Source organism: Agromyces italicus DSM 16388, from assembly GCF_000421545.1.
In the GTDB taxonomy this organism is placed as follows: domain Bacteria; phylum Actinomycetota; class Actinomycetes; order Actinomycetales; family Microbacteriaceae; genus Agromyces; species Agromyces italicus.
This window is the reverse complement of sequence record NZ_ATXF01000010.1, coordinates 194,245-214,945: the sequence shown is the minus strand read 5'-3', so window position 1 is coordinate 214,945 and position 20,701 is coordinate 194,245. Positions and strand designations below refer to the sequence as shown.

The window sequence follows — 20,701 nt, the reverse complement described above, 5'->3', positions numbered from 1 at the left end:
GTGCGGCGGGCGCGCCTACTGCAGCGCCATCGGGCCGTTCGCCGTGCGGTCGGCGGCTACGGCGACGGGGCCGATCGACCCGAGCTTCACCCTCGTGATGTGCGCGAGCCGCTCGACGTCGTCGGCGCCGTGACGCCCGGCGGCGTGCACGATGATCGTCGCGCAGGCCTCGGCGTCGGCGAGGGCGTCGTGGTGCGAGAAGCCCTCGAAGCCGGCGGCCATCGCGGCGACGGGCAGTCGGTACGAGTCGAGGTGGTAGGTACGCCGCGCCACCTGGAGGCTGCACAACGAGCGGTAGTCGGGCACCTCGAGGCCCCAGGCGGCCGAGGTCTTGGCGATGACACCGAGATCGAACGTCGCGTTGTGCGCCACGAGCACATCGCCGCCCGCGAACTCGCGGAGCGCCGGAAGGTGCGTGCGCCAGTCGGGGGCGCCCGCGACCATCTCGCGCGTGATGCCGTGGATCCGCACGTTCCACTCCGAGAACTCGTCGTGCGGGAACGGCGGACGGATGTACCGGTGCACCCGGTCGACCACCTGCCCGTCGCGCACTTTCACGAGCCCCATCGAGCAGGCGGAGGCGCCGGAGGAATTGGCGGTTTCGAAGTCGATCGCGGTGAAGTCCACTGGCACGAGGACATCGTGCCACGCATCGCCCACACCGGCGGGCCGCCGGCCGGGCGGGTCACCAGAGCGGCTGCGTGACGGGCACCGGTTGACGGATGCCCCGTCGCGGGCGTGGAATGGACGCGCGACCCGCGCGACGAGAGGACGAGCCCATGAGCGACGCCCCCGAACGAGGTGCGGGCGAGCTCGTCGCCGACCCCGGTGCTCCCGGTACCCGGCGCTCGGCGAGATCGTTCGGCGCCGCGGCATCCGTCTATCACCGGGCCCGACCCGGCTACCCGCCGGAGGCCGTCGAATGGCTGGTCGGCGATGCGAAGCGCGTGCTCGACCTCGGCGCGGGCACCGGCAAGCTGAGCGAGGCGCTCGTCGAGCTCGACCGCGAGGTGATCGCCGTCGACCCCGTCGAGGAGATGCTCGAAGAGCTCGAGATCGCGGTGCCCGGCGTGCCGCGGATCCTCGGCACCGCCGAGGACATCCCGATCGAGGGTGCCTCGGTCGACGCCGTCGTCGCGGGGCAGGCGTGGCACTGGTTCATCCCCGAGCGGGCGGTGCCCGAGATCGCCCGCGTGCTGCGGCCCGGCGGCGTGCTCGGACTCATCTGGAACTCGCGCGACACGAGCGTCGACTGGCTGCGCGAAGCGGGCGGGATCATGCACGAGCGCCACGACGCGAGCGCGACGTTCGAGACCTACGTCCAGGTGGGGCGGCCGTTCGGCCCGATCGAGGAGCACACGGTGGCCTGGTCGACGCGGATGACGCGGGCCGGCTTCCTCGACCTCGTGCGCTCGCGGAGCTACTTCATCACGGCGAGCGAGTCCGAGCAGGCCGCGACGCTCGCCGCCCTCGAGACGCTGCTCGCGACGCATCCCGACCTCGCGGGCGCCGAGGAGCTCGAGGTGCCCTACCTCACCCGCTGCTTCCGCACTCGGCTCGGCTGAGCATCGGCCGCGCCCCGGTAGACTGTGCCCCCGTGGCTCTCACTATCGGTATCGTCGGTCTGCCCAACGTCGGCAAGTCCACCCTCTTCAACGCCCTGACCAAGAACCAGGTGCTCGCAGCGAACTACCCGTTCGCGACGATCGAGCCCAACGTCGGCGTGGTGAACCTGCCCGACCCGCGACTCGCGACGCTCGCCTCGATCTTCGGCTCCGAGCGCATCCTGCCGGCCGCCGTGTCGTTCGTCGACATCGCGGGCATCGTGCGCGGCGCCTCCGAGGGGGAGGGGCTCGGCAACAAGTTCCTCGCCAACATCCGCGAGGCCGACGCGATCGCGCAGGTCGTGCGCGGCTTCGAGGACGGCGACGTCGTGCACGTCGACGGCAAGGTCGACCCGAAGTCCGACATGGAGACGATCAACACCGAGCTGATCCTCGCCGACCTCGAGACCCTCGAGCGCGCCATCCCGCGCTACGAGAAGGAGATCAAGGGCAAGAAGCTCGACCCCTCGGTGCTCGTCGCAGCCAAGGAGGCGCAGGAGGTGCTGCAGAAGGGCACGCCCCTCTCCGCGGCATCCGTCGATCTCACGCCCGTCAAGGAGCTCGGCCTGCTGACCGCGAAGCCGTTCATCTACGTCTTCAACGTCGACGAGGCGGTGCTCACCGACGACGCGAAGAAGGCCGAGCTCGCGGCGCTCGTCGCCCCCGCCGAAGCGGTGTTCCTCGACGCGAAGATCGAGTCGGAGCTCATCGACCTCGACCCCGAGGAGGCCGCAGAACTGCTGGCCTCGACGGGCCAGGAGGAGTCGGGCCTCGACCAGCTCGCCCGCATCGGCTTCGACACCCTGGGCCTGCAGACCTACCTCACCGCCGGCCCCAAGGAGTCGCGCGCGTGGACGATCCACCAGGGCGACAAGGCCCCGCAGGCGGCCGGGGTGATCCACACCGACTTCGAGCGCGGCTTCATCAAGGCCGAGGTCATCTCGTTCGCCGACCTCGTCGAGACCGGATCGGTCGCCGAGGCCCGCGCGAAGGGCAAGGCCCGCATGGAGGGCAAGGACTACGTCATGCAGGACGGCGATGTCGTGGAGTTCCGCTTCAACCTGTAGTCGCGCGCGAGCCTGACGACGCTCGAGCGAACCGGGCCTGGGCGGGCTCGCTGACCGGCGTGAAGAAGTTGATCAGGTTGCCGTCCGGATCCCTCACGAGGAGCGAACGATTGCCCCACGGCATGTCCGTCGGTTCCTTGACGACGACGTCGACGACGCCCCGAAGGGCTCGGTAGGTCGCGTCGACGTCATCGACCTGGAAGTCCAGGACGATGCTGCGGTTCGAGCGGGCGGCGGCGACTCCCTCTCCGAGCAACGGCACCGTCGCCGTGCCTGCGATCGCGAGCGTCCCGGTCGGCGTGCGCAGTTCGGCGAACATCGGATGCAGGCGCGCCGCCGTGAGCCCGGTCGCCCTCTCGTAGAAGGCGGACAGGGTGTCCACGTCGTCGGTGAAGATTCGGGTGGCAGCCAGTTGCATCGTGGTCTCCTTTGATGGGCGGGTCGTGATCTCGGCGGCTCATGGAGGCGGCCGCGGATCCGACCGTACTTCCGATACCGGGCGGTATCCGCCCGGTTTTCGGAGAGAATGGCGGTCGTGACCGACCCGACCGCGCGCACGCTCCAGCTGCTGGAGCTGCTCCAGTCCTCCGACCGGCGCACGGTCACCGAGCTCGCCGACCGCCTCGCCGTCGACGAACGGACGGTGCGCCGCGATGTGGCGCGGCTGATCAGGGCGGGCGTGCACGTCGAGTCGCTGCGGGGGAGGCTCGGCGGCTATCGGCTCGCGCCCGGCCGGAGCATCCTCCCGATCACGTTCGGTCGCGAGGAAGTGGTGTCGGTCTTCCTCGGCCTCGCCCACGCCCAGGCGGCCTCGGGTGAGCCGGAAGTCGCCGTGCAGACGGCAATGTCGAAGATCAAACGCGCGATGCGGCCGGAGGAGGCGAAGGGTATCGACATCGTGCTCGCCGAGATGTCGCGCAGCGGCCATGGCGGCGTCGTCATGCCCGACCCCGCCATGATGCTCGTGCTCGCCGAGGCCGTGAACCGTCGACGCGTCGTCGACCTGCGCTACCGCGATCGCGACGGTGTTCCCTCGCGGCGCAGGGTCGAGCCCCACGGCCTGCATGCGCACGGAGGCCGGTGGTATCTCGTGGCGTTCGACACGGAGAAGCGCGGACAGCGCACGTTCCGCCTCGACCGCATCGGTGCGGCCCGCCCACTGCCGGAGACCTTCGCTCCGCCGGCCACTCACGACGCGGCGACGCGGCTCGTCGACCACTTCGCCGACGCCGACCGGCGTTGGACGGTCGTGCTCCTCGTGCGAGCCGCGGAGAGCGTCATCCGCGTGCATCTTCCGCCCAGCGTTGCGAGGCTCGAGCTGGTGGACCCTGCTGAGGACGATGCGCACGCTGCCCGCCCGCCGCTCCATCGGGTCGAGATCCACGCCGAGAGTCTCGACTGGATCCCTCCCGTGATCGCGGCGCTCGACTGCGAGGTGGTCGTCGATCGCCCCGACGAGCTGCGGGACCGACTGAGGGCCGCGGCGGCGCGGATGCTTCGCGCCGCGTCCGATGCGGCCGGTTGATCAGCCCGGCGCGCCCGCCGGATGGTCCGTGCGGTGCGGACGTCGTGGAGATCGGCCGAGCGGCACCGCCTCACCGGTGTCGGCGTCACACCGCCTTCTCCCGAAGCTTCGCCGCGCGACGGCGATCGGCTTCGGCCTCGGCTTCGGCGCGGCGCCGGGACGAGGCCCAGACCGCGACGGCCACGATGATCGCGACGACGACGATCGCGACGATGATCCAGATCCAGATGCTCGTGTCCATGAGTGATCCCCTTTCGGCGACAGCATCATTCAACGAGCCGGCGCACGCCGCGGACAAGGGGTTGTGCCGCGGGACGTTCGCTGTTTCAGGACCTCGAGGTCGTCGTCGTGCCCCGGTTCACCCGCGAGGCGCCCGACGTCGGCGCCCGACGTCGGCGCCCGCCTCATTCCGGGGCCGGCAGCGCCGGGTAGGCAGTGGGATAGATGCCGATCGCGAACCCGTACACAGTCTCGCCGGACCTGGGCAGGCGGTCGAACTCATCGACCAGTTCGGCCATTCGGTTCCAGAACTCGGAGGCCTGATCCTCCGAGATCCGCGCGTGGCGGATGAAGCCCCAGAGCCGTCCCAGCTCGAAGGCCGTCGCCGACTCGCGTGCGGCGACCTCGAAGTCGTTGAAGTCGCCCGACGCCCCTCCGCCGGTCGCTGCCGGCTCCGCCGCCACGGAGAACAGGCGCGCGGTGCGCCCGTAGAAGCGCTCCTCGATCGCCCGCACCTTTCGCGTGCGCACGATCTGAAGAAGGCCGTTGCGGGCGAGGACCTCGACGTGGTGCGCGACCGTGCTCTTGGGGCGGCCGACGGCCGTCGCCAACTCGGTCACGGTCGCGGCCCGCTCGTGGAGGAGCTGCAGGATCGTGGTGCGGAGCGGGTTGCCGATGGCTCTCACCTGGGCCGGCTCGGTCAGCACCATCCGATCGGCGAGTTCGTAGCCAGGTGGGTTGTCCGCCATGACCGAACAGACTAGCATCGTCGAATGATCCAAATACATCGATCATTCGAGGAGGGAAGCCGCTGACATGGCCGAAGTGCTGCTGTACCACCACATCCAGGGCCTGACCGACGGCGTGCGGGCCTTCGCCGACGAGCTGCGCGATGCCGGCCATACCGTGCACACGCCCGACCTGTTCGACGGCCGCACGTTCGACAGCATCGAGGAAGGGTTCGGCTTCGCCCGCGAGATGGGATTCGACGCCATTCGGGAGCGCGGCGCTGCCGCGGCGGAGGAACACGGCCCAGGGCTCGTGTACGCCGGATTCTCCTTCGGCGTGACGATCGCCCAGCGACTCGCGCAGACCCGGCCGGGCGCCCGCGGGGCGTTGCTGATGTTCTCGTGCATCCCCGTCGCCGAGTTCGGGGGAGCCTGGCCGGCGGGGGTCCCGGTGCAGATCCACGGCAAGGAGGGCGACGAGTTCTTCGACGAGGACCTGCCGGCGGCACGCGAGCTCGTCGGCTCGACGAGCGACGCCGAGTTGTTCGTCTACCCCGGCGACCAGCACCTCTTCGCCGACTCCTCGCTCGACGCGTACGATCCGGAGGCGGCCTCCCTGCTCATGGAGCGGGTCGGGCAGTTCGTCGCCTCGGTCTGACCGAGGGGTGCGCGGGCCCTGCGAGGATGGCTTCATGACGCTCCCGACTCCGATCGAGTGCAGTCTGCTTCGAACGCGAGGGCACGTCGCGCGAGGACTGCATCGTCAACGGCGCCGTGTCCGACACCGCGACTCGAGCCGTTCGATCATGTGGTGACCGCGTACGTCTGGCCGGTGCCCGAGATGTGCTCCGCGCTCGACGCCGCGGGGCTCGACGCCGTCGAGACGCACGCGCGAACCGATCCGGGCCGTCGGCCCTTTGGTGCGATCCTCGCCCGCTGTCGCTGAGATCGCGGCGTCGTCAGCGGCCCTGGCGCTTCTTGTACGGCTTCGGCTGCCCCTTCACGACGGGGGCACGGCCCTTGCCCTTCGAGGCCTTCGCCTTGCCGCCGGCCTTCACCGGCTTCTCAGCGGGCGGCGGCGCCGCGGCGATCTCCGCCCGGGCCTCGGGAAGCAAGGCGACCCCGGCCTCGGTGAGCCGGGTTCCGCCCTGCTGGGTGAACAGCGGGTGCCCTACCTCGGCCTCGAGCTTCTCGATCGAGGAGTACAGCGAGGCGAGCGGGATGCCGAGGGAGTCGGCTGCGCGGGGGAAGTGCAGCTCCTCGGCGACGGCGACGAAACGCCGGAGCAGGGTGATGTTCACGGGGAGCCTCTCGTCGGTGCGCATGGGTCGCGGCCGATTTCAGGGTACGTGAGTCGGTACCGCGCATCGTGCAGGCCGCGCGCGCCGGCTCGACCCTGCGTACGCTCACCGCAGATCTCCGAGCCGTGCCGCGATGCCCTGCTGCGCCCCCGTTCGCCGCTCGGTCGTGACGGCGATGATGAGCAGCACCGCGCCGACGACGGCGAGGGTGATCCACCACGGCATCGACTCGATCCCGCGGCCGATCTGCACGGCGAACACGACGACGTTCTCGACGGGCAGCACGACGATGCCGATGAGGAACGGCGCCGCGAGCTTCTGCGCCGAGCCGACGAGGATCGCGGCGAGTGCGAACAGCATGACGAGGATGGCCCGCCAGGTCTGCGGGTCGGTGAAGGTCGCCGCGATCGAGGCGGAGAGGAGCGCCACGAGCCCAGGTGCGAGGAGCGCCCACGAGCCGCGCCGGCCGGCGGGCCAGGCCGTGAGCCGTGCGGCGAGCGAGCCGCGAGCCGCCGCGCCCGCCGAGGGCGGCGGACCGCCGTCGCCACCGCTCGCCCGCAGCGCGACCACACCCGCCGCGAGGAGGAACACCCCGAGCGGCACCGAGAACCACTCGACACGCAGTTCGCGCGGGCTCCACGCGACCACTGCCGTCACGAACGCGAGCGCGAACACGAACCACACGGGTGGCAGGCTCGTACGGGCGCTCACCGAGCGCACTGCCGCGAGCAGCATGACCCCGAGCAGCGCGAGCATGAGCGCCCACATCGACCAGATCTCGGCCCAATCGGACCGGATCGCCGGCCACGCCGCGAGGGCGACGAAGGCCGGGGCCGGTGCGGTGAGCAGGCGCGCACGTGAACGCGCCGAGCCGGGCGCGGATGCGGCCCCGATCGCGCGGCCCGCGATGAGGGCGGCGACGGCGCCGAGCAGACCGACACCGGCGCACACCAGCACGAGCGGGATGCCGGCGAGCGGCGAGTCGGGCATGCCGTCGATGGCGAGGCGAGCGCCCTGCAACGCCGCCCCCGACGCGGCGACGATCGCGGCCGAGAACACGGCCGGTCTCAGCATCCGGCCTCGCGCAGCACGGGCGGAGCGTGCCGCAGCGCCGGGGGTGTCGCCGCCGCCCGAGCTGCCGAGTAGGAGTCCGACCGCGACGAGCAGCCAGGCCGCCCCGATCAGCGCCCAGCCGCGCACGTCGGCGGCGAGGCTCGGGCCGTCGCCGTCAGCGATCGACAGCACCGACGCGGCGAGTACCGCGAGGGTCGGCACGATCGCGACCAGCAGGCCGGATGCCACGAGGGCGAGGCTGCGCGCACCGCGAACGGTGAGCATCGCACCGACGAACGCCGCGACGAGGCCGGGCGGCACGAGGTACGCCTCGACATCGGAGACGCCGGCGAGACCCCAGGCGCTCCAGAGCGCGCCCGTGAAGCTCGAGCCCGCCAGCCACCAACCGAGTCGACGTCGCTGCACGACGGCCATCGCCGTCGAACCGAGACCGAGGATCACGAGCACCGTGAACGTCGTCTCGAGACCGGCGGCGCTCCGCACGAGCGAGAGCAGCACGGTGATCGCGCCGGTCGCGAGGGTCGAGGTCTCGACGGCGACGCGAGCGGCGCGGGATGGCCCGGCGCCGAGCCCGCGGCGTTCGAGCGCGCGCCCGATCGCGGCGCTCGCGGGCAGCACGGCGGCCACGAGCATCGCGATGACGGGCAGCACGACCGGGGAGCCGCTGCCCACGAGCAGCTCGGCGCCGAGGCAGACGACGACGACCGCGGCGCTCGGCACGACGAGTGAGGCGGCCGCAGCGCGCAGGGCGATGCCGAGACCGGGGCGCTTCGTGATCACGAGCGCGACGGCGAGCAGCAGCATGAGTCCGGTCGACAGCGCCGTCCACCCGCTGCGCTCGAACACCACCTGCACGATGCCGATGCCGAAGGGCACGGCCGCCACTGCGAGGATCGCCCACCACGAACGCGCGCCGAGACGGGGCAGGAACGTCGCGACGATCGCGACGAGCAGGCCCGCGGCGGTCGTGAGGCACCATTGGGCGATGCCGGCGAGTGCGGTCGTGCCGAGCACGGTCGCGACGACCGTCAGCGCGTAGGCGAAGCCGGCTCCGACGTAGAGGAACCGCAGCCTGGCCGGCGTCACGAGCGCGAGCGCGGCGACCCCGATCAGCACCGCGATGCCGGCCCACGGCTGCGTCGAGGCATCCGTGCCGGCGACGACCGAGCCGAGCACCACGGCGAGGTGCGCGCCGCCGAGGAGCGAGCCGCCGACGAGGGTGCGCGGGCGGAGCGCCGAGCCGAACCGCAGGAGGGCGGCGACGGCGAGCACGAGCGCCAGCGCGATCGCGATGCGCGCCCCGAGCGCGAGCGTCGGGATGCAGGCGAGCAGCAGCCAGGCGAGCATCCCGAGCACTGCCGCGGAAGCGCCGAACGGCCCGTCGAGCGCGACCCTCACGGGCGAGACCGGTCGGTCGTCGGCCTCGACCGCGCCGCGACTGCGGCGTCGGGCGGCGATCACCGCGAGCGCGGCGAAACCGGCGGCCGCAGCAGCGCACGCCGTGGTCACGGCCAGGAGGTCGCCGGCCGTCGTGAGGGGTGGGGCGTACGGCACCGTCGCGATGGCGCCGACGAGCGTGACGAGGACGGTGATCATCCCGAGGAGCAGCGGGGCCACCAGGGTGGCGCCGACCGCGACCAGGGCGCCGACGCCGAATGCGGCCGACTCGACACCGGGCAGCCTCGGCGCCAGCAGCCACGCGGCGATCAGGCCGAGCTGGGCGCTTCCGGCGAGCACCGCGATCGCCCAGAACACCGCCGGTCCGTCGCCGAGTCCGGCGGCGAACGGCAGGACCGCGACCGCGACGATTGCGGCGAAGCCCGCGAGGAGGCTCCAGAACCGGCGCGCCGGGTGTCGGGCGGAGAGCACGCCCAGCAGCGCGACGGCTGCGAATCCGGCCGCGACGAGCAGCCAGCGCATCGCGTTCGACGTGGTCTCGACGAACGGCAGCAGCGCCAGCGCGAGTGGAACTGCGGCGATCTGCACGACGGTGAGGGTGCGCTCCTCGGCGAGCAGGGGTGCACCGAAGCGGTGCGCGGCACGGCGGGCGATGACGATGAGCGTGAACGCGGCGAACGCCGCCGCGAGGTGCCCGAGGAGCGCGGAGCCGGCCGTACCGCCCGCGTAGCCGAACATCGCCGGGACGGCGGCGAGGGCGGTGAGCGAGGCCCAGACCCAGATGCGGACGTGCGCGACCAGGCCCATCACCGCCATCACCGCACCGCCCGCGAGCGTGCCGAGTGCGGCGGCGAGCCACGCGCTCGCCGGATCGAGCGCGAGTTCGACGATCGACGCGACATCCAAAGCGCCGAACACGAGACCGAGCGCGCCGACCGACTCGGCCGAGAAGCGCAGGCCCCGCCGGGAGAGCCACCAGGCGCCACCGAGGAACACGAGCGTGATCGCCGCGATGATCGCACTGCGCGCGCTGCGGTCGGTGAGGTCGGGGTTGAAGAAGGTGAAGACGACCGCCGCGACGGCGAGGAGCCCGGCACCCGCGACCGCGAGCACCGACTGCACCGTCGCGGTCGACTCGGGGCGGGGGGCGATCGGTGCGGATGCCACGGGGGCGGCCGTCTCGGACGGTGCCGCCGAGGCATCCGCGGTCTCACTCGGGATGACGGCCGTCGCGGGCACGGCGACCCGGTCGACGACCGCCTGCCGCGCGCCGACCGCGGCTGCGGCCCGCGCTGAGGTCGCCGCGAGTTCGGCGCCCAGCGCGGCATCGAGCACCGCGCCGCACCTCGGGCAGCGCCCGTCGCGCAGCCGGGCCTGCACGCAGACCGGGCACGCCGTCGCGTCGAGCAGGTAGGCGACGGCAGCGTCGCTCCAACTGCGGGCGAGGGAGTGGGCAGGGAGGGTGGTCATGCCGAGGTCTCCGCTCCGGGGTGGGCCGAGGCATCCGCGCCGTCATCGGGGACCCAGCGCAGGATGTCGCCCGGCTGGCACTCGAGCACGCGGCAGATCGCGTCGAGCGTCGAGAACCGCACCGCCTTCGCCCGGCCGTTCTTCAGCACCGAGACATTGACCGGCGTGATGTCGATCGCGGCCGCGAGGTCGGCGACCGACATCTTGCGGCGGGCGAGTTCGACGTCGAGATCGATGACGATGGACATCAGACGACCTCGGAGAGATCGTGCTGCAACTGCGCCGCATTCTTCAGCAGCCCGCGCATGACGCCGACGAGGAGGGCGAGGCCGGTGCCGACGACGATGCCGAGCGCGCAGAGCAGCTGCACCGAGGGGTTCGCGACGCCCGCGGAGAAGAGGACCACGCCGGCGACGGCGATGAGCAGCGTCGCCGCGATGATCGACGCGAGGATGAGGTCGACCCAGCGGAACGCGTCGGAGCTGAAGATGTTCTGCTCGCCGACCATCGAAAGCAGTCGCCACACGCAGACCATCACGACCTCGACGCACACGAGGAACAGGACGGCGATGACGATGCCCGGAACCTGGAGGCCGGCGAGCTCGGGGTAGCTCGCCGCGAGGGTGCGCGCCGTGCCCGGCACGAGGAACAGCTGGCACGAGAGGAGGAGCAGGAGCATCACGACGATGAGCACCTTGAGCACGATAAGCGTGGGCCGTTGCATGTGATTCCTATCGATAATCGGTAGACACCTATCGAGAAACGATACACATGGGCCGCACGATTCGGTAGCGGCACGCAGAAGGACCCCGCCTGCGGAGAGCGGGGTCGGATCCGACGAGGCGCCGGTACCCGGGAGCGGGCGCCGGCCTCGGCGGCGAAGGTCAGCCGGCGGAGCCCTGCTCCTCGCGCAGGCGCGGCTCCACTCGCCGCTCGGGGCGCACGCCCGCCTTGTCGGCGTAGAAGGCGCGGATGACGGCCATGTCGGCGGCGACGTCGCCCGTGAGCTCGAAGGTCGGGCCGAGGCCCGTCGTCATCGTCGTGCGGTCGACGTAGCCCAGGGTGACCGGCATGCCGGTCTCCCGGGCGATGCGGTAGAAGCCCGACTTCCAGTACTCGTGCGCGCCGCGGGTGCCGTCGGGGGTGACGACGAGTCCGAAGACCTCGCCGGCACGGATGCGCTCGACGACCTCGCCGACGACGCGGCTCGGGTCGGCACGATCGACGGGGATGCCGCCGAGCCCGCGCATGAGCGGACCGCGCCAGCCCGTGAACAGGCTCTTCTTTCCGAGCCAGCGGAAGTCGATGCCGCGCCGCCAGGCGATGGCGAGCATGAGCACGAAGTCCCAGTTCGAGGTGTGGGGGGCGCCGATCAGCACCGAGGGGCGGCCGGGGGCCGGTTCGCCCGCGAGGGTCCACCGGCTGAGAGCCCAGTAGACACTGGAGACGAGGCGACGAAGCATCCGGCAACCGTATGCGACTGCATATGTCTGCGCCGGTATGCGGTCGGCTCGCGCTGCGCGTCGCCTGCTGCGCGTCGCCCGCTGCGCGTGCAGAATTCAGGATGCCGCCGGCGACGCGCCGCACGGTCGTCATGATGTCACGGCGTGTCTGCCGAGGCATCCTGAATTCTGCACAGTGGGCCGCCGCGAACGGCACGTAGGGTTGTCCGGTGACTGCAACTCTCGTGGCCCAGGGGCTCGCCGGCGGATACGCCCACCGCACGCTGTTCGAGGACCTCGACCTCACCGTCGCCCCGGGCGACGTCGTCGGCGTCGTCGGCGCGAACGGTGCGGGCAAGTCGACGCTCCTCGGCATCCTCGGCGGGGCCGTCGCACCGCTGGCCGGCACCGTGTCGCTCGCCCCCGCCGACGCCTTCGTCGGCTGGCTGCCGCAGGAGCACGAGCGCGTCGAGGGCGAGACGATCGCCCGGTACGTCGCCCGGCGCACGGGGTGCGCCGAGGCATCCGCCCGGCTGGATGCCGCGGCCGAGCTGCTCGCGCTCGCCGAACCGCCCGCCGGGGTCGACCCGGGCGAGGAGTACTCGGTCGCCCTCGAACGCTGGCTCGCCTCGGGAGCGGCCGATCTCGACGAACGCCTGCCCGCGGTGCTCGCCGAACTCGGGCTCGCCGTGGGCAGCCGGGGCGGAGAGGGCGATGCCCATGCCGTCACCGCCGACTCGCTCATGACCGATCTCTCGGGCGGGCAGGCCGCCCGCGTCGGCCTCGCCGCGCTCATCTGCTCGCGCTTCGACCTCGTGCTCCTCGACGAACCCACGAACGACCTCGATCTCGACGGCCTCGCCCGGCTCGAGTCGTTCGTCGGCGGCCTCCGCGGCGGAGTCGTGCTGGTCAGCCACGACCGCGAGTTCCTCGCCCGCACCGTGTCGAAGGTGCTCGAACTCGACCTGGCCCAGCACTCGAATCGCCTCTACGGCGGCGGCTACGACGCCTACCTCGACGAGCGCGAGACGGTGCGCCGTCACGCGCGCGAGGACTACGAGGAGTTCGCCTCGAGGAAGGCCGACCTCGTCTCCCGGGCGCGTGTGCAGCGCGAATGGTCGAGCCAGGGTGTGCGCAACGCCATGAAGAAGTCGCCCGACAACGACAAGATCCGCCGCAAGGCCGCGACCGAGTCGAGCGAGAAGCAGGCGCAGAAGGTACGCCAGATGGAGAGCCGCATCGCCCGACTCGAGGAGGTCGAGGAGCCGCGCAAGGAGTGGAAGCTCGAGTTCACCATCGGGCAGGCGCCGCGCTCGTCGGCGGTCGTCGCGACCCTCGACGCGGCCTCGGTCACGCGCGGCGACTTCACGCTCGGACCGGTGTCGCTGCAGGTGCAGGCGGGCGACCGCATCGGCATCACCGGGCCGAACGGTGCGGGCAAGTCGACGCTGCTGGGGCTCCTCCTCGGTCGCATCGACCCCGACGACGGGCGCGCGAGCCTCGGCTCCTCGGTCGCGATCGGCGAGATCGACCAGGCCCGCTCCCAGCTCGCCGGCCGGGCGCCGCTGGCGGACGCGTTCGAGTCGCTCGTGCCCGAGTTGAGCTCGGGCGAGGTGCGCACCCTGCTCGCGAAGTTCGGGCTGAAGGCCGACCACGTGCTGCGACCCGTCGACGACCTCTCGCCCGGCGAGCGCACCCGGGCGGGGATGGCCCTGCTCCAGGCTCGCGGCGTCAACGTGCTCGTGCTCGACGAGCCCACGAACCACCTCGACCTGCCCGCGATCGAGCAGCTCGAACAGGCGATCGAGGGCTACGAGGGCACGCTGGTGCTCGTCACGCACGATCGGCGCATGCTCGAGCACGTGCACCTCGACCGGCGTTGGAGCGTCGACGGCGGGCACGTCACCGAGGCATGACCGTCGTCGGCGATTCCGCTGCCCCGGTGCGAGAGAATCGACGGATGCCCCAAACCGACGCCCCCGCACGCGATGCCTTCCTCGCACTCGGCGCCTCGCCGTACGTTCGGCTCACCACTTTTCGTCGTACGGGTGTCGCCGTGCACACGCCCGTGTGGATCGTCCGCGACGGCGATCGGCTGCTCGTCACGACCGTGGCGGGCTCGGGCAAGGTCAAGCGCCTTTCCCACACCGAGCGGGTGCAGCTCGTGGCATCCGACGCGCGCGGGGTGCTCGGCGTCGGCGCTTCGGGCTTCGACGCGATCGCCCGCGTCGACGACACCGCCGCAGTGCGCGAGACGCTCGACGAGGCGCTCACGGCGAAGTACGGCGACCGGTATCGCGAGATCCGCACCGCGCGCGAGGCGCGTGACCCCGCCTCGCGCTCGACGGCGCTCGTGATCGAGTTCACCGCGGCAGCGGCGGCCGGCTGAAGCCAGGCCCGGGCTGACGCCGTCGGCCGGGTGTGCGAGCATGTGCGCATGCCCGAGTCACCGGAAGTGCAGGCACTTGCAGAAGAACTCGGCGCGCGGCTCACGGGTCGCGTGCTCGTCGGCGTCGACGTGGTCGAGTTCCGCGTCGAGAAGACCCGGGGCAGGCCTCCCGAGTCGCTCGTCGGCGAGCAGTTGTCGGGGGTCGCACGACACGGCAAGCTCATCGACCTCGGCTTCGGCGGCGCCGGTCATCTGGTCGTGTCGCTCGGCCGGCACGGCTGGGCACGGTGGGCGGTGACGGCCGACGAGATCACCCCGGCTCCGGCCGTCGGCACCGCCGCCGATCCGCCGCCGCCCACCCTCGCGACCCTCGCTTTCGACGATGGCGGCGACCTCGAACTCACCGACGCGGGCGACTGGGTCTCGCTCGGCGTCTGGGCGGTCGACGAACCCCGCGAGGTGCCCGCCGTGGCGAAACTCGGGCCCGACCCCGCCGACCGGGCGTTCACGCGGGCGGACTTCGATGCGGCGGTCGTCGGTCGACGCAAGCAGATCAAGGCGATCCTGCAGGAGCAGGAGTCGCTCGCGGGCATCGGCAACGCCTATTCCGACGAGATCCTGCACGCGGCGAAGGTTTCGCCCGTCGCCCATGCGGCGAGCCTCGACGATGCCGCGCTCGAGGCGCTATTCGCGGCCACGGTCGGGGTGCTGGGCGCCGCGATCGATGCCCGCCGCGGCGTGCCGATCGATCGGCTGAAGGCCGAGAAGGTCGCGGCCATGCGGGTGCACGGCCGGGCCGGTGACGCGTGCCCGGTCTGCGGCGATCTCGTGCGCGAGTTCTCGTTCGCGAGCACGACCGCCGAGTACTGCCCGTCGTGTCAGACGGACGGTGCGCGCCTGCCGCTTCGACCCGCGTAGACCAGCGGCCCGAGAACCGGAATGGCCTCGGTTCATCGTCGGCCCCTAGACTCGAGGCGCGAAGGTCGGTCGGGGGACACCGTCGCACTCGGTTCCTCCACCATGGGGAGGGGGACCCTGAATGCGTCGCGTCGTGCACGGGGGGATGATCGCGATCGCGATCGCAGCGATGATCGGTGCGGCGACGATATCGCCGGCGGTCGCCACGGAGTCGACCGAACGGGTTGTGCCGAGTTCGACGCCGACGGCCGAGCCGACCGAACCGGTGGAGTCGGCCGAACCGGTCGAGCCGACCGAGCCGACCGAGCCGGCCGACCCGGTGGAGTCGGCCGACCCGGTGGAGTCGGCCGACCCGGTGGAGTCGGCCGACCCGGTGGAGTCGGCCGACCCGGACAATTCGTCGGGGAGCACGCCGAGCCCGGTGCCCGAGGCGCCGTCTCGCCTTCCGGTCGCCGCGCAGACGACGATCGCGCCGTTCGCCGCCGGAGTGCAGCGCATCTCCGGCGCAGACAGGTACGAGACCGCGGTCGAGATCTCCCGACGATTCGCACCGAACGTTCCCGTGCTCTACCTCGCGACGGGCGCGGACTTCCCCGACGCACTGGCCGCAGCGTCGGCGGCCGCGCTCCGCGGGGGGCCGCTGCTGCTCACCCAGCGCGATGTGCTGCCGGGGGCGGTGCGTGCCGAGATCGTCCGTCTCGCACCCGCGCGCATCGTGGTCGTCGGCGGTGAATCCGTCGTCGGAGCATCCGTCTTCGCGGAACTCGCCGGCCTGACGCCGAACCGTGTTCGCATCGGCGGGCAGACCCGATACGAGACCGGCGAGCGGTTGATCGCCGAAGCCTTCCCGACTGCGACGCAGGCGTTCGTCGCGACGGGTCGGGGCTTCGCCGACGCGCTGGCCGCCGGGGCCGCGGCCGGTGCCGTCGATGCCCCCGTGTTCCTCGTCGACGGACTCGCGACGACGGTTCGTTCGAGTACCGTCGCCGCCATGCGCAAGCTCGGTGTGCGCACGGTGCGAATCGCCGGCGGAACCGGCGCGGTGAGTGCGTCGATCGCGCGTCAGCTCACCTCCGACGGATTCGACGTGCAGCGGCACGAGGGGCTGGATCGATATCTGACGGCGGCGGCGATCAACATGTCGGTGTTCGGCTCGACCTCGGGCTCCGTGAGCAGCGCGTTCCTCACCACGGGGACGGACTTCGCCGATGCCCTCGCCGGGGCCGCGCTCGCCGGTGGACTCGGTGCGCCGCTCTATCTGACCCAGCCGGCCTGCATCCCGCACCCGGTGTGGGTCGCGCTGAATCAGATCTCCCCGCCGACCAGGGTGATCATCGGCGGGACCGCCGTCGTCGGCGACGCCGTCGCGGCGAACACGCCATGTGCACTCGTCTGGGCGAAGCCCGCAGCCGGCCGGATCACCGACGGGTTCGGGCCGCGCGATCCGATCTGCACCCCCGGCGGCTGCAGCCAGTCCGTGCATCGAGGCGTCGACCTGGGAACCGGATGCCGGGCGCCCGTGTACGCCGCATCGGGAGGACGGGTGGGCACCGCGGGGCCGATGGGCACGTATGGCAACTTCGTGAAGATCGCGCACGGGACCGGGATCGAGACGGGATACGCACATCTGGTCGACGGCGGGATCCTCGTGCGTGCGGGCCAGCTCGTGCGCGCGGGGCAGCAGATCGGCTGGACGGGGGCGACGGGCGCGGCGACCGGGTGCCACCTGCATTTCGAGGTCTTCCAGAACGGGACCCGGATCGACCCGGTGCCGTTCATGCTCCGGCGAGGGATCCGCCTGGGCTGAGCGCGGCGAAGGGGTCGTGCGGGGCGGGTCAGGCGGCCGCGATCGGCACCCCGCCGGCGCGCACCCGGCTGATCGCCTCGGGTGCGGCGGTGAACCGGCCGGCTCGGCCCTCGGGCGACAGGTACTGCACGCGGATACCGCGGCCCACGCGGGTGACCCTCGTCACCTCGTAGGCGCGATCTGCCGCGCTCACGAGCACGTCGCCGACCCGCACTTCGCGAGTCTGCCGCAGTTCGATGACCTCCATGCTGAGAGTGTCTCAGCACCCGCCGACATTCGCGACGGTCGGCGACCGGGGGTGTGAATGGCGACTCGGTGTGCGACGGCGGCCCTGCGTGCTTCGACGTCGACGAGGACATCGACATTGTCGGTTCGTTGATCGACGGACCCGCGGCCAAGCGGCAGACGCTCTGATCCACGATCCCGGCAAGGAGTCGGGCGACGATCTCCGGGTCGGGGGCAGATACGGCCGATCCCGGGTCCGGGCACCTCAGCGGAGCTTCGCTGCGAGAGACGCCTCATCGGGCACGAACCAGACGTGCGCCCCGCGATTCGTCTCCCAGACGAAATCGCGCAGCTCGCCGCTCGCGTCGACCCGCTCGGCGATGTCGCCGACGATCGCGAGCCGCAGACGGTAGTTCACGAGCGTCTGGGTGACTTCTCCGGCGAGACCGCTCGAGAGGTCGAAGAAGGCGGGATCGAGCCGTTCGACCGGCACCGCGACGACCGTCGCGGCGTGCGCCCATGCGTCGCCCACCAGATCCACCGCATCGTCGGGCGTCGAGATCGCGGGGCCGTCACCCGCCAGGATCAGCACCCGGATGCCGTTCTTCTCGTCGATGCGCATGGCTCGACCCTAACGCCGGAGCGCGACGACGGTGCATCCGCTCATCGAGATCGCGCCCGTTAGCCACTCGAACCGCACGCTGTCAACCCGTTGAAGGGGCGTGAACGGCCTGCCTACCGTTGGACCGACGGCGCGTCGCACCTCGCACGCGCCGAGCGACATCGATTTCCGAGGAGGACCCCATGGGAACCGAAGACAAGATGGGCAACGCCGCCGAGCGCATGACGGGCAAGGCGAAGGAAGGCCTCGGCAAGCTGACCGACGACGAGCGGCTCGAGGCCGAGGGCAAGGCCGACCAGGTCAAGGCCGACGTCAAGGGCGCCGGCGAGAAGGTCAAGGACGCACTCGACGACGCGACGAACTGATCGCCTGCACCCCGACCGATTGCGGAAGGAGTCATCATGAGCATCGGGTTCGGAATCCTGCTCGTGGCCGTCGGGGCCGTTCTCAGCTACGCCCTGAACGTCACGGTCGACTGGATCGACCTCGATCTCGTCGGCATGATCCTGATGATCGCGGGGGCGGTCGTCACGATCCTCGGCATCGTGTTCGCGGTGCGCCGCCGGCGGAGCGTCTCGGCGACCCGTGCGGTCGCCGACCCCGTCGCGGGAGAGCGCGTCACGCGAACCGAGGATCGCGTCCCACCACCCGAGGTGTGACGCCGGGGGGACAGGGTGGATGCCACGGGGTCGCCCCCGTGGCATCCGCCCTTCTCGTGGCGTTCGCGCCGATCTTCGCCGACCCGTGCAAGACTCACGGCACCGGCGACACAGTCAGTGCGTGAGGATCGCGAGTGCCAGGGCCGCCGCCGACGACGACGTGAGCGAGGGGGTGGCGATGATCGCGCCCCCCGACGAGCCCGGAGGCGGGGACCCCGCGGAGTCCGCCTGGTTCACCGAGGTCGTCCGCGAGCACGCCCGCGCCCTGGTGCGCTACTTCGCCAGGCGCGGTCCCCGGCAGGACGCCGAAGACCTCGCCGCAGAGGTCTTCACGACCGCGTGGCGGCGCCGCGACGACGTGCCCCGCGACGCCGTCCTGCCGTGGCTCTACCGGACCGCCGGTTTCATCCTCGCCAATCACCGGCGCAAGCACGTCGATCTCCCGGTCGACGAGGTCCCCGAGTCGGGGGCCGCGCGCGTCTCCGACGACCCCGAACTCAGCGCGCTGTTCGACGCCGAACTCCGCGGCGCGCTCGAGAGCGTCGGCGAACGCGACCGGCGCATCCTGCTGCTGCACGCCTGGGAGGGCCTCGACGGCGCCGAACTCGCGGCGGTGCTCGGCATCTCGCGCTCGGGTGCCGACGCGGCGCTCTCCCGCGCGCGCAAGCGGCTGCGCGAGGCGTGGGGCGAGCGGCTCACGTTCTGAGCCCCGGCACCGCACGATTCGACGCTGCAAGATTCCGGATGTCTCGGACACATCCAGTTCAGGAGCACGCGTCGACACAGCACCCATGGAGGCGATCGAGATGAACCGCGACCACGACCACGACGAGACCGCGCAGGGGCGGAACCCGTCCGACGATACCGACCCGGTCGCACTGCTGCGCGCAGCCGACCCGGCGGCAGGCGTCGAGCCGAACGTCGGCTTCGCCGAGGAGACGGTGGCTCGCGCAATGGCGGCAGGCGAGGAGGCAGATCGCTCCGCCTCCGCGCCGACGCCCTCGGCGGCCGCATCCGCGGCGGACGGGTCGGCGCAGGTGACCGACCTCGGTGCCGAGCGCGAACGGCGCCGGCCGAGGTGGCTGCCGATCGCGGCGGCCGCGGCCTCGGTCGCGATCGTCGGCGCTGCCGGCTTCTGGCTCGGCGGCGCGACGAGTTCGGCGAATCTCGCGTCGACCGCCGCCCCGCCGATCTCTCTCCAAGGTGCGGACGGCACGTCGACCGGCGTCTCCGACGGTGCCGGTACGCCCGAATCGGCCACCGGAGCCGACGAGGAGATGATGGGCGGTACGGCCGACTCGATGTACCCGTACGGGTGGGGGCGCAACGTCTTCAGCGCCTCTGGCCTCTCCGGCGAAGCGGGGGCGGCCGCCGGCTACGCCTACGATTCGGGTGAAGACGGTGCCGCCCTGCGCGTCGCCGCGCTCGCCGCAGAGCTCGGCGTCGAGGGCGAGGTCGAGCTGCGCGACGGCAGCTGGATCGTCGGCCCGCCCGACGGCACCGGGCCGATGCTCTCGGTCGGCCTCGACGGCACGCTCGCATTCTGGTTCAACGACCCGCTCGTGAGCCCGTGGAACTGCGGTGCCGTGCCGTTCGCGGGGGAGACGACCGAGAGCTCCGAGCCCATCGCACCCGTCGACCCGTGCGAACCGACCGGCACCGCACCGGGCGAGGCCGCTGCGATCGACGCCCTGCGCTCGCTCGTCGCGGCCTCGGGAGCCGACCCCGCCGCGTTCGAGTACTCCTCGGAGACGTGGGAGGACTCGCCGACGCGGTACGCCCAGGCTTGGCCGGTCGTCGACGGCCAGCGGCTCGATCAGGCCTGGTCGATGGAGCTCTCCGAAGAGGGCGTCGTCAGCGCTTCGGGTTCGCTCGCGACGATCGTCGCGATCGGCGACTACCCGATCGTGAGCGAGCAGGCGGCCTTCGAACGGCTCTCCGACATCCGCTTCGGCGCCCAGATGACGGCGATGCCGATCGCCGCCCGCGAGGGCGACGTCGTCGCCGAGGAGTGGGTGCCGCCGACCGCGCCGCCGGCCACGCCCGGTGACGGAGTCGCCGTGTCGTGGCCCGTCAACGAGGTCGTGATCGTCGACGCGCGGCTCGGCCTCACCACCCAGTGGCAGCCCGACGGCAGCGTGCTCGTCGTGCCGGCGTACGAGTTCACGGACGCCGACGGCGGAACCTGGTCGGTCATCGCGGTGGCCGACGAGGCGCTCGACTTCTCGGCCGAGTAGAGCATCGCCGAGCAGC

The 20,701-nt window shown here is 71.9% G+C and carries 23 protein-coding genes; 12 read left to right on the top strand and 11 right to left on the bottom strand.

The window, feature by feature from the left end; translation table 11 throughout:
• Positions 1-15: 15 nt before the first annotated feature.
• On the bottom strand, positions 16-633 hold the full coding sequence (locus H516_RS0115805) for a 3'-5' exonuclease (RefSeq protein WP_026378893.1): 618 nt from the start codon (positions 631-633) through the stop codon (positions 16-18).
• Positions 634-779: 146 nt separating this feature from the next.
• Between H516_RS0115805 and H516_RS20585 the strand changes: the two genes are divergently transcribed.
• On the top strand, positions 780-1,565 hold the full coding sequence (locus H516_RS20585; RefSeq protein ID WP_022890681.1) for a class I SAM-dependent methyltransferase: 786 nt from the start codon (positions 780-782) through the stop codon (positions 1,563-1,565).
• A gap of 32 nt (positions 1,566-1,597) precedes the next feature.
• The gene (gene ychF, locus H516_RS0115795; protein WP_022890680.1) at positions 1,598-2,671 is read left to right on the top strand and encodes a redox-regulated ATPase YchF; all 1,074 of its coding nucleotides are present in this window, start codon (positions 1,598-1,600) and stop codon (positions 2,669-2,671) included.
• On the opposite strand, the gene H516_RS0115790 is transcribed toward ychF, so the two are convergent.
• Positions 2,661-3,089, bottom strand: a complete 429-nt coding sequence (locus tag H516_RS0115790) for a VOC family protein (RefSeq protein ID WP_022890679.1) — start codon at positions 3,087-3,089, stop codon at positions 2,661-2,663. The two genes, ychF and H516_RS0115790, sit on opposite strands and share 11 nt — an antisense overlap.
• A 117-nt stretch (positions 3,090-3,206) precedes the next feature.
• Here H516_RS0115790 and H516_RS0115785 point away from each other — a divergent pair, with 117 nt between their 5' ends.
• Complete coding sequence (locus H516_RS0115785) at positions 3,207-4,196, top strand: helix-turn-helix transcriptional regulator (RefSeq protein WP_026378892.1); 990 nt, start codon at positions 3,207-3,209, stop codon at positions 4,194-4,196.
• Between the two features lie 85 nt (positions 4,197-4,281).
• Here the strand turns inward: H516_RS0115785 and H516_RS22290 are convergent, their stop codons facing one another.
• On the bottom strand, positions 4,282-4,437 hold the full coding sequence (locus H516_RS22290) for a hypothetical protein (protein ID WP_022890677.1): 156 nt from the start codon (positions 4,435-4,437) through the stop codon (positions 4,282-4,284).
• A 163-nt stretch (positions 4,438-4,600) separates the two neighbouring features.
• The gene (locus H516_RS0115775) at positions 4,601-5,164 is read right to left on the bottom strand and encodes a winged helix-turn-helix domain-containing protein (RefSeq protein ID WP_026378891.1); all 564 of its coding nucleotides are present in this window, start codon (positions 5,162-5,164) and stop codon (positions 4,601-4,603) included.
• 67 nt (positions 5,165-5,231) lie between these two features.
• Here H516_RS0115775 and H516_RS0115770 point away from each other — a divergent pair, with 67 nt between their 5' ends.
• The gene (locus H516_RS0115770) at positions 5,232-5,801 is read left to right on the top strand and encodes a dienelactone hydrolase family protein (RefSeq protein ID WP_026378890.1); all 570 of its coding nucleotides are present in this window, start codon (positions 5,232-5,234) and stop codon (positions 5,799-5,801) included.
• Between the two features lie 301 nt (positions 5,802-6,102).
• On the opposite strand, the gene H516_RS0115760 is transcribed toward H516_RS0115770, so the two are convergent.
• The 5 genes from H516_RS0115760 to H516_RS0115740 form a co-directional block, all read right to left on the bottom strand.
• Positions 6,103-6,444, bottom strand: a complete 342-nt coding sequence (locus H516_RS0115760; protein ID WP_026378889.1) for a LysR family transcriptional regulator — start codon at positions 6,442-6,444, stop codon at positions 6,103-6,105.
• A 105-nt stretch (positions 6,445-6,549) separates the two neighbouring features.
• The gene (locus tag H516_RS0115755; RefSeq protein ID WP_022890673.1) at positions 6,550-10,386 is read right to left on the bottom strand and encodes an SCO7613 C-terminal domain-containing membrane protein; all 3,837 of its coding nucleotides are present in this window, start codon (positions 10,384-10,386) and stop codon (positions 6,550-6,552) included.
• Positions 10,383-10,634, bottom strand: coding sequence for a helix-turn-helix domain-containing protein (locus H516_RS0115750; RefSeq protein WP_022890672.1), 252 nt, complete (start codon positions 10,632-10,634; stop codon positions 10,383-10,385). Before H516_RS0115750 ends, H516_RS0115755 begins: the two co-directional genes overlap by 4 nt.
• Positions 10,634-11,110 carry a DUF2975 domain-containing protein gene (locus tag H516_RS0115745; RefSeq protein ID WP_022890671.1) on the bottom strand — a complete coding sequence of 159 codons (477 nt, stop codon included), beginning with the start codon at positions 11,108-11,110 and terminating at the stop codon, positions 10,634-10,636. The genes H516_RS0115750 and H516_RS0115745 overlap by 1 nt, the downstream gene beginning before the upstream one ends.
• A gap of 160 nt (positions 11,111-11,270) precedes the next feature.
• A complete protein-coding gene (locus H516_RS0115740; protein ID WP_022890670.1) occupies positions 11,271-11,849 on the bottom strand; it encodes a 1-acyl-sn-glycerol-3-phosphate acyltransferase in 579 nt (192 codons plus the stop codon).
• A gap of 209 nt (positions 11,850-12,058) precedes the next feature.
• Here H516_RS0115740 and H516_RS0115735 point away from each other — a divergent pair, with 209 nt between their 5' ends.
• From H516_RS0115735 to H516_RS21460, 4 genes are all read left to right on the top strand, one after another.
• A complete protein-coding gene (locus H516_RS0115735) occupies positions 12,059-13,744 on the top strand; it encodes an ABC-F family ATP-binding cassette domain-containing protein (RefSeq protein ID WP_022890669.1) in 1,686 nt (561 codons plus the stop codon).
• Positions 13,745-13,788: 44 nt separating this feature from the next.
• A complete protein-coding gene (locus tag H516_RS20580) occupies positions 13,789-14,217 on the top strand; it encodes a PPOX class F420-dependent oxidoreductase (RefSeq protein ID WP_051138871.1) in 429 nt (142 codons plus the stop codon).
• Between the two features lie 48 nt (positions 14,218-14,265).
• Positions 14,266-15,135 (top strand): DNA-formamidopyrimidine glycosylase family protein, encoded by an 870-nt coding sequence (locus H516_RS0115725; RefSeq protein ID WP_022890667.1) that lies wholly within the window; start codon positions 14,266-14,268, stop codon positions 15,133-15,135.
• A 121-nt stretch (positions 15,136-15,256) separates the two neighbouring features.
• Positions 15,257-16,942, top strand: a complete 1,686-nt coding sequence (locus H516_RS21460) for a cell wall-binding repeat-containing protein (protein ID WP_022890666.1) — start codon at positions 15,257-15,259, stop codon at positions 16,940-16,942.
• A 28-nt stretch (positions 16,943-16,970) separates the two neighbouring features.
• Here the strand turns inward: H516_RS21460 and H516_RS0115715 are convergent, their stop codons facing one another.
• Together H516_RS0115715 and H516_RS0115705 are read right to left on the bottom strand one after the other, a co-directional pair.
• Entirely contained in the window at positions 16,971-17,189 is a 219-nt protein-coding gene (locus tag H516_RS0115715; protein ID WP_022890665.1) for a hypothetical protein, read from the bottom strand.
• A gap of 243 nt (positions 17,190-17,432) precedes the next feature.
• Entirely contained in the window at positions 17,433-17,789 is a 357-nt protein-coding gene (locus tag H516_RS0115705) for a DUF4180 domain-containing protein (RefSeq protein WP_022890663.1), read from the bottom strand.
• A gap of 182 nt (positions 17,790-17,971) precedes the next feature.
• On the opposite strand from H516_RS0115705, the gene H516_RS0115700 reads away from it, so the two are divergent.
• From H516_RS0115700 to H516_RS0115685, 4 genes are all read left to right on the top strand, one after another.
• On the top strand, positions 17,972-18,154 hold the full coding sequence (locus tag H516_RS0115700; RefSeq protein WP_026378888.1) for a CsbD family protein: 183 nt from the start codon (positions 17,972-17,974) through the stop codon (positions 18,152-18,154).
• A 36-nt stretch (positions 18,155-18,190) separates the two neighbouring features.
• Entirely contained in the window at positions 18,191-18,448 is a 258-nt protein-coding gene (locus H516_RS0115695) for a DUF6458 family protein (RefSeq protein ID WP_022890661.1), read from the top strand.
• Positions 18,449-18,569: 121 nt separating this feature from the next.
• Positions 18,570-19,154 (top strand): RNA polymerase sigma factor, encoded by a 585-nt coding sequence (locus H516_RS20570; protein WP_022890660.1) that lies wholly within the window; start codon positions 18,570-18,572, stop codon positions 19,152-19,154.
• A gap of 85 nt (positions 19,155-19,239) precedes the next feature.
• A complete protein-coding gene (locus H516_RS0115685) occupies positions 19,240-20,685 on the top strand; it encodes a hypothetical protein (protein ID WP_022890659.1) in 1,446 nt (481 codons plus the stop codon).
• The last annotated feature ends 16 nt before the right edge of the window (positions 20,686-20,701 follow it).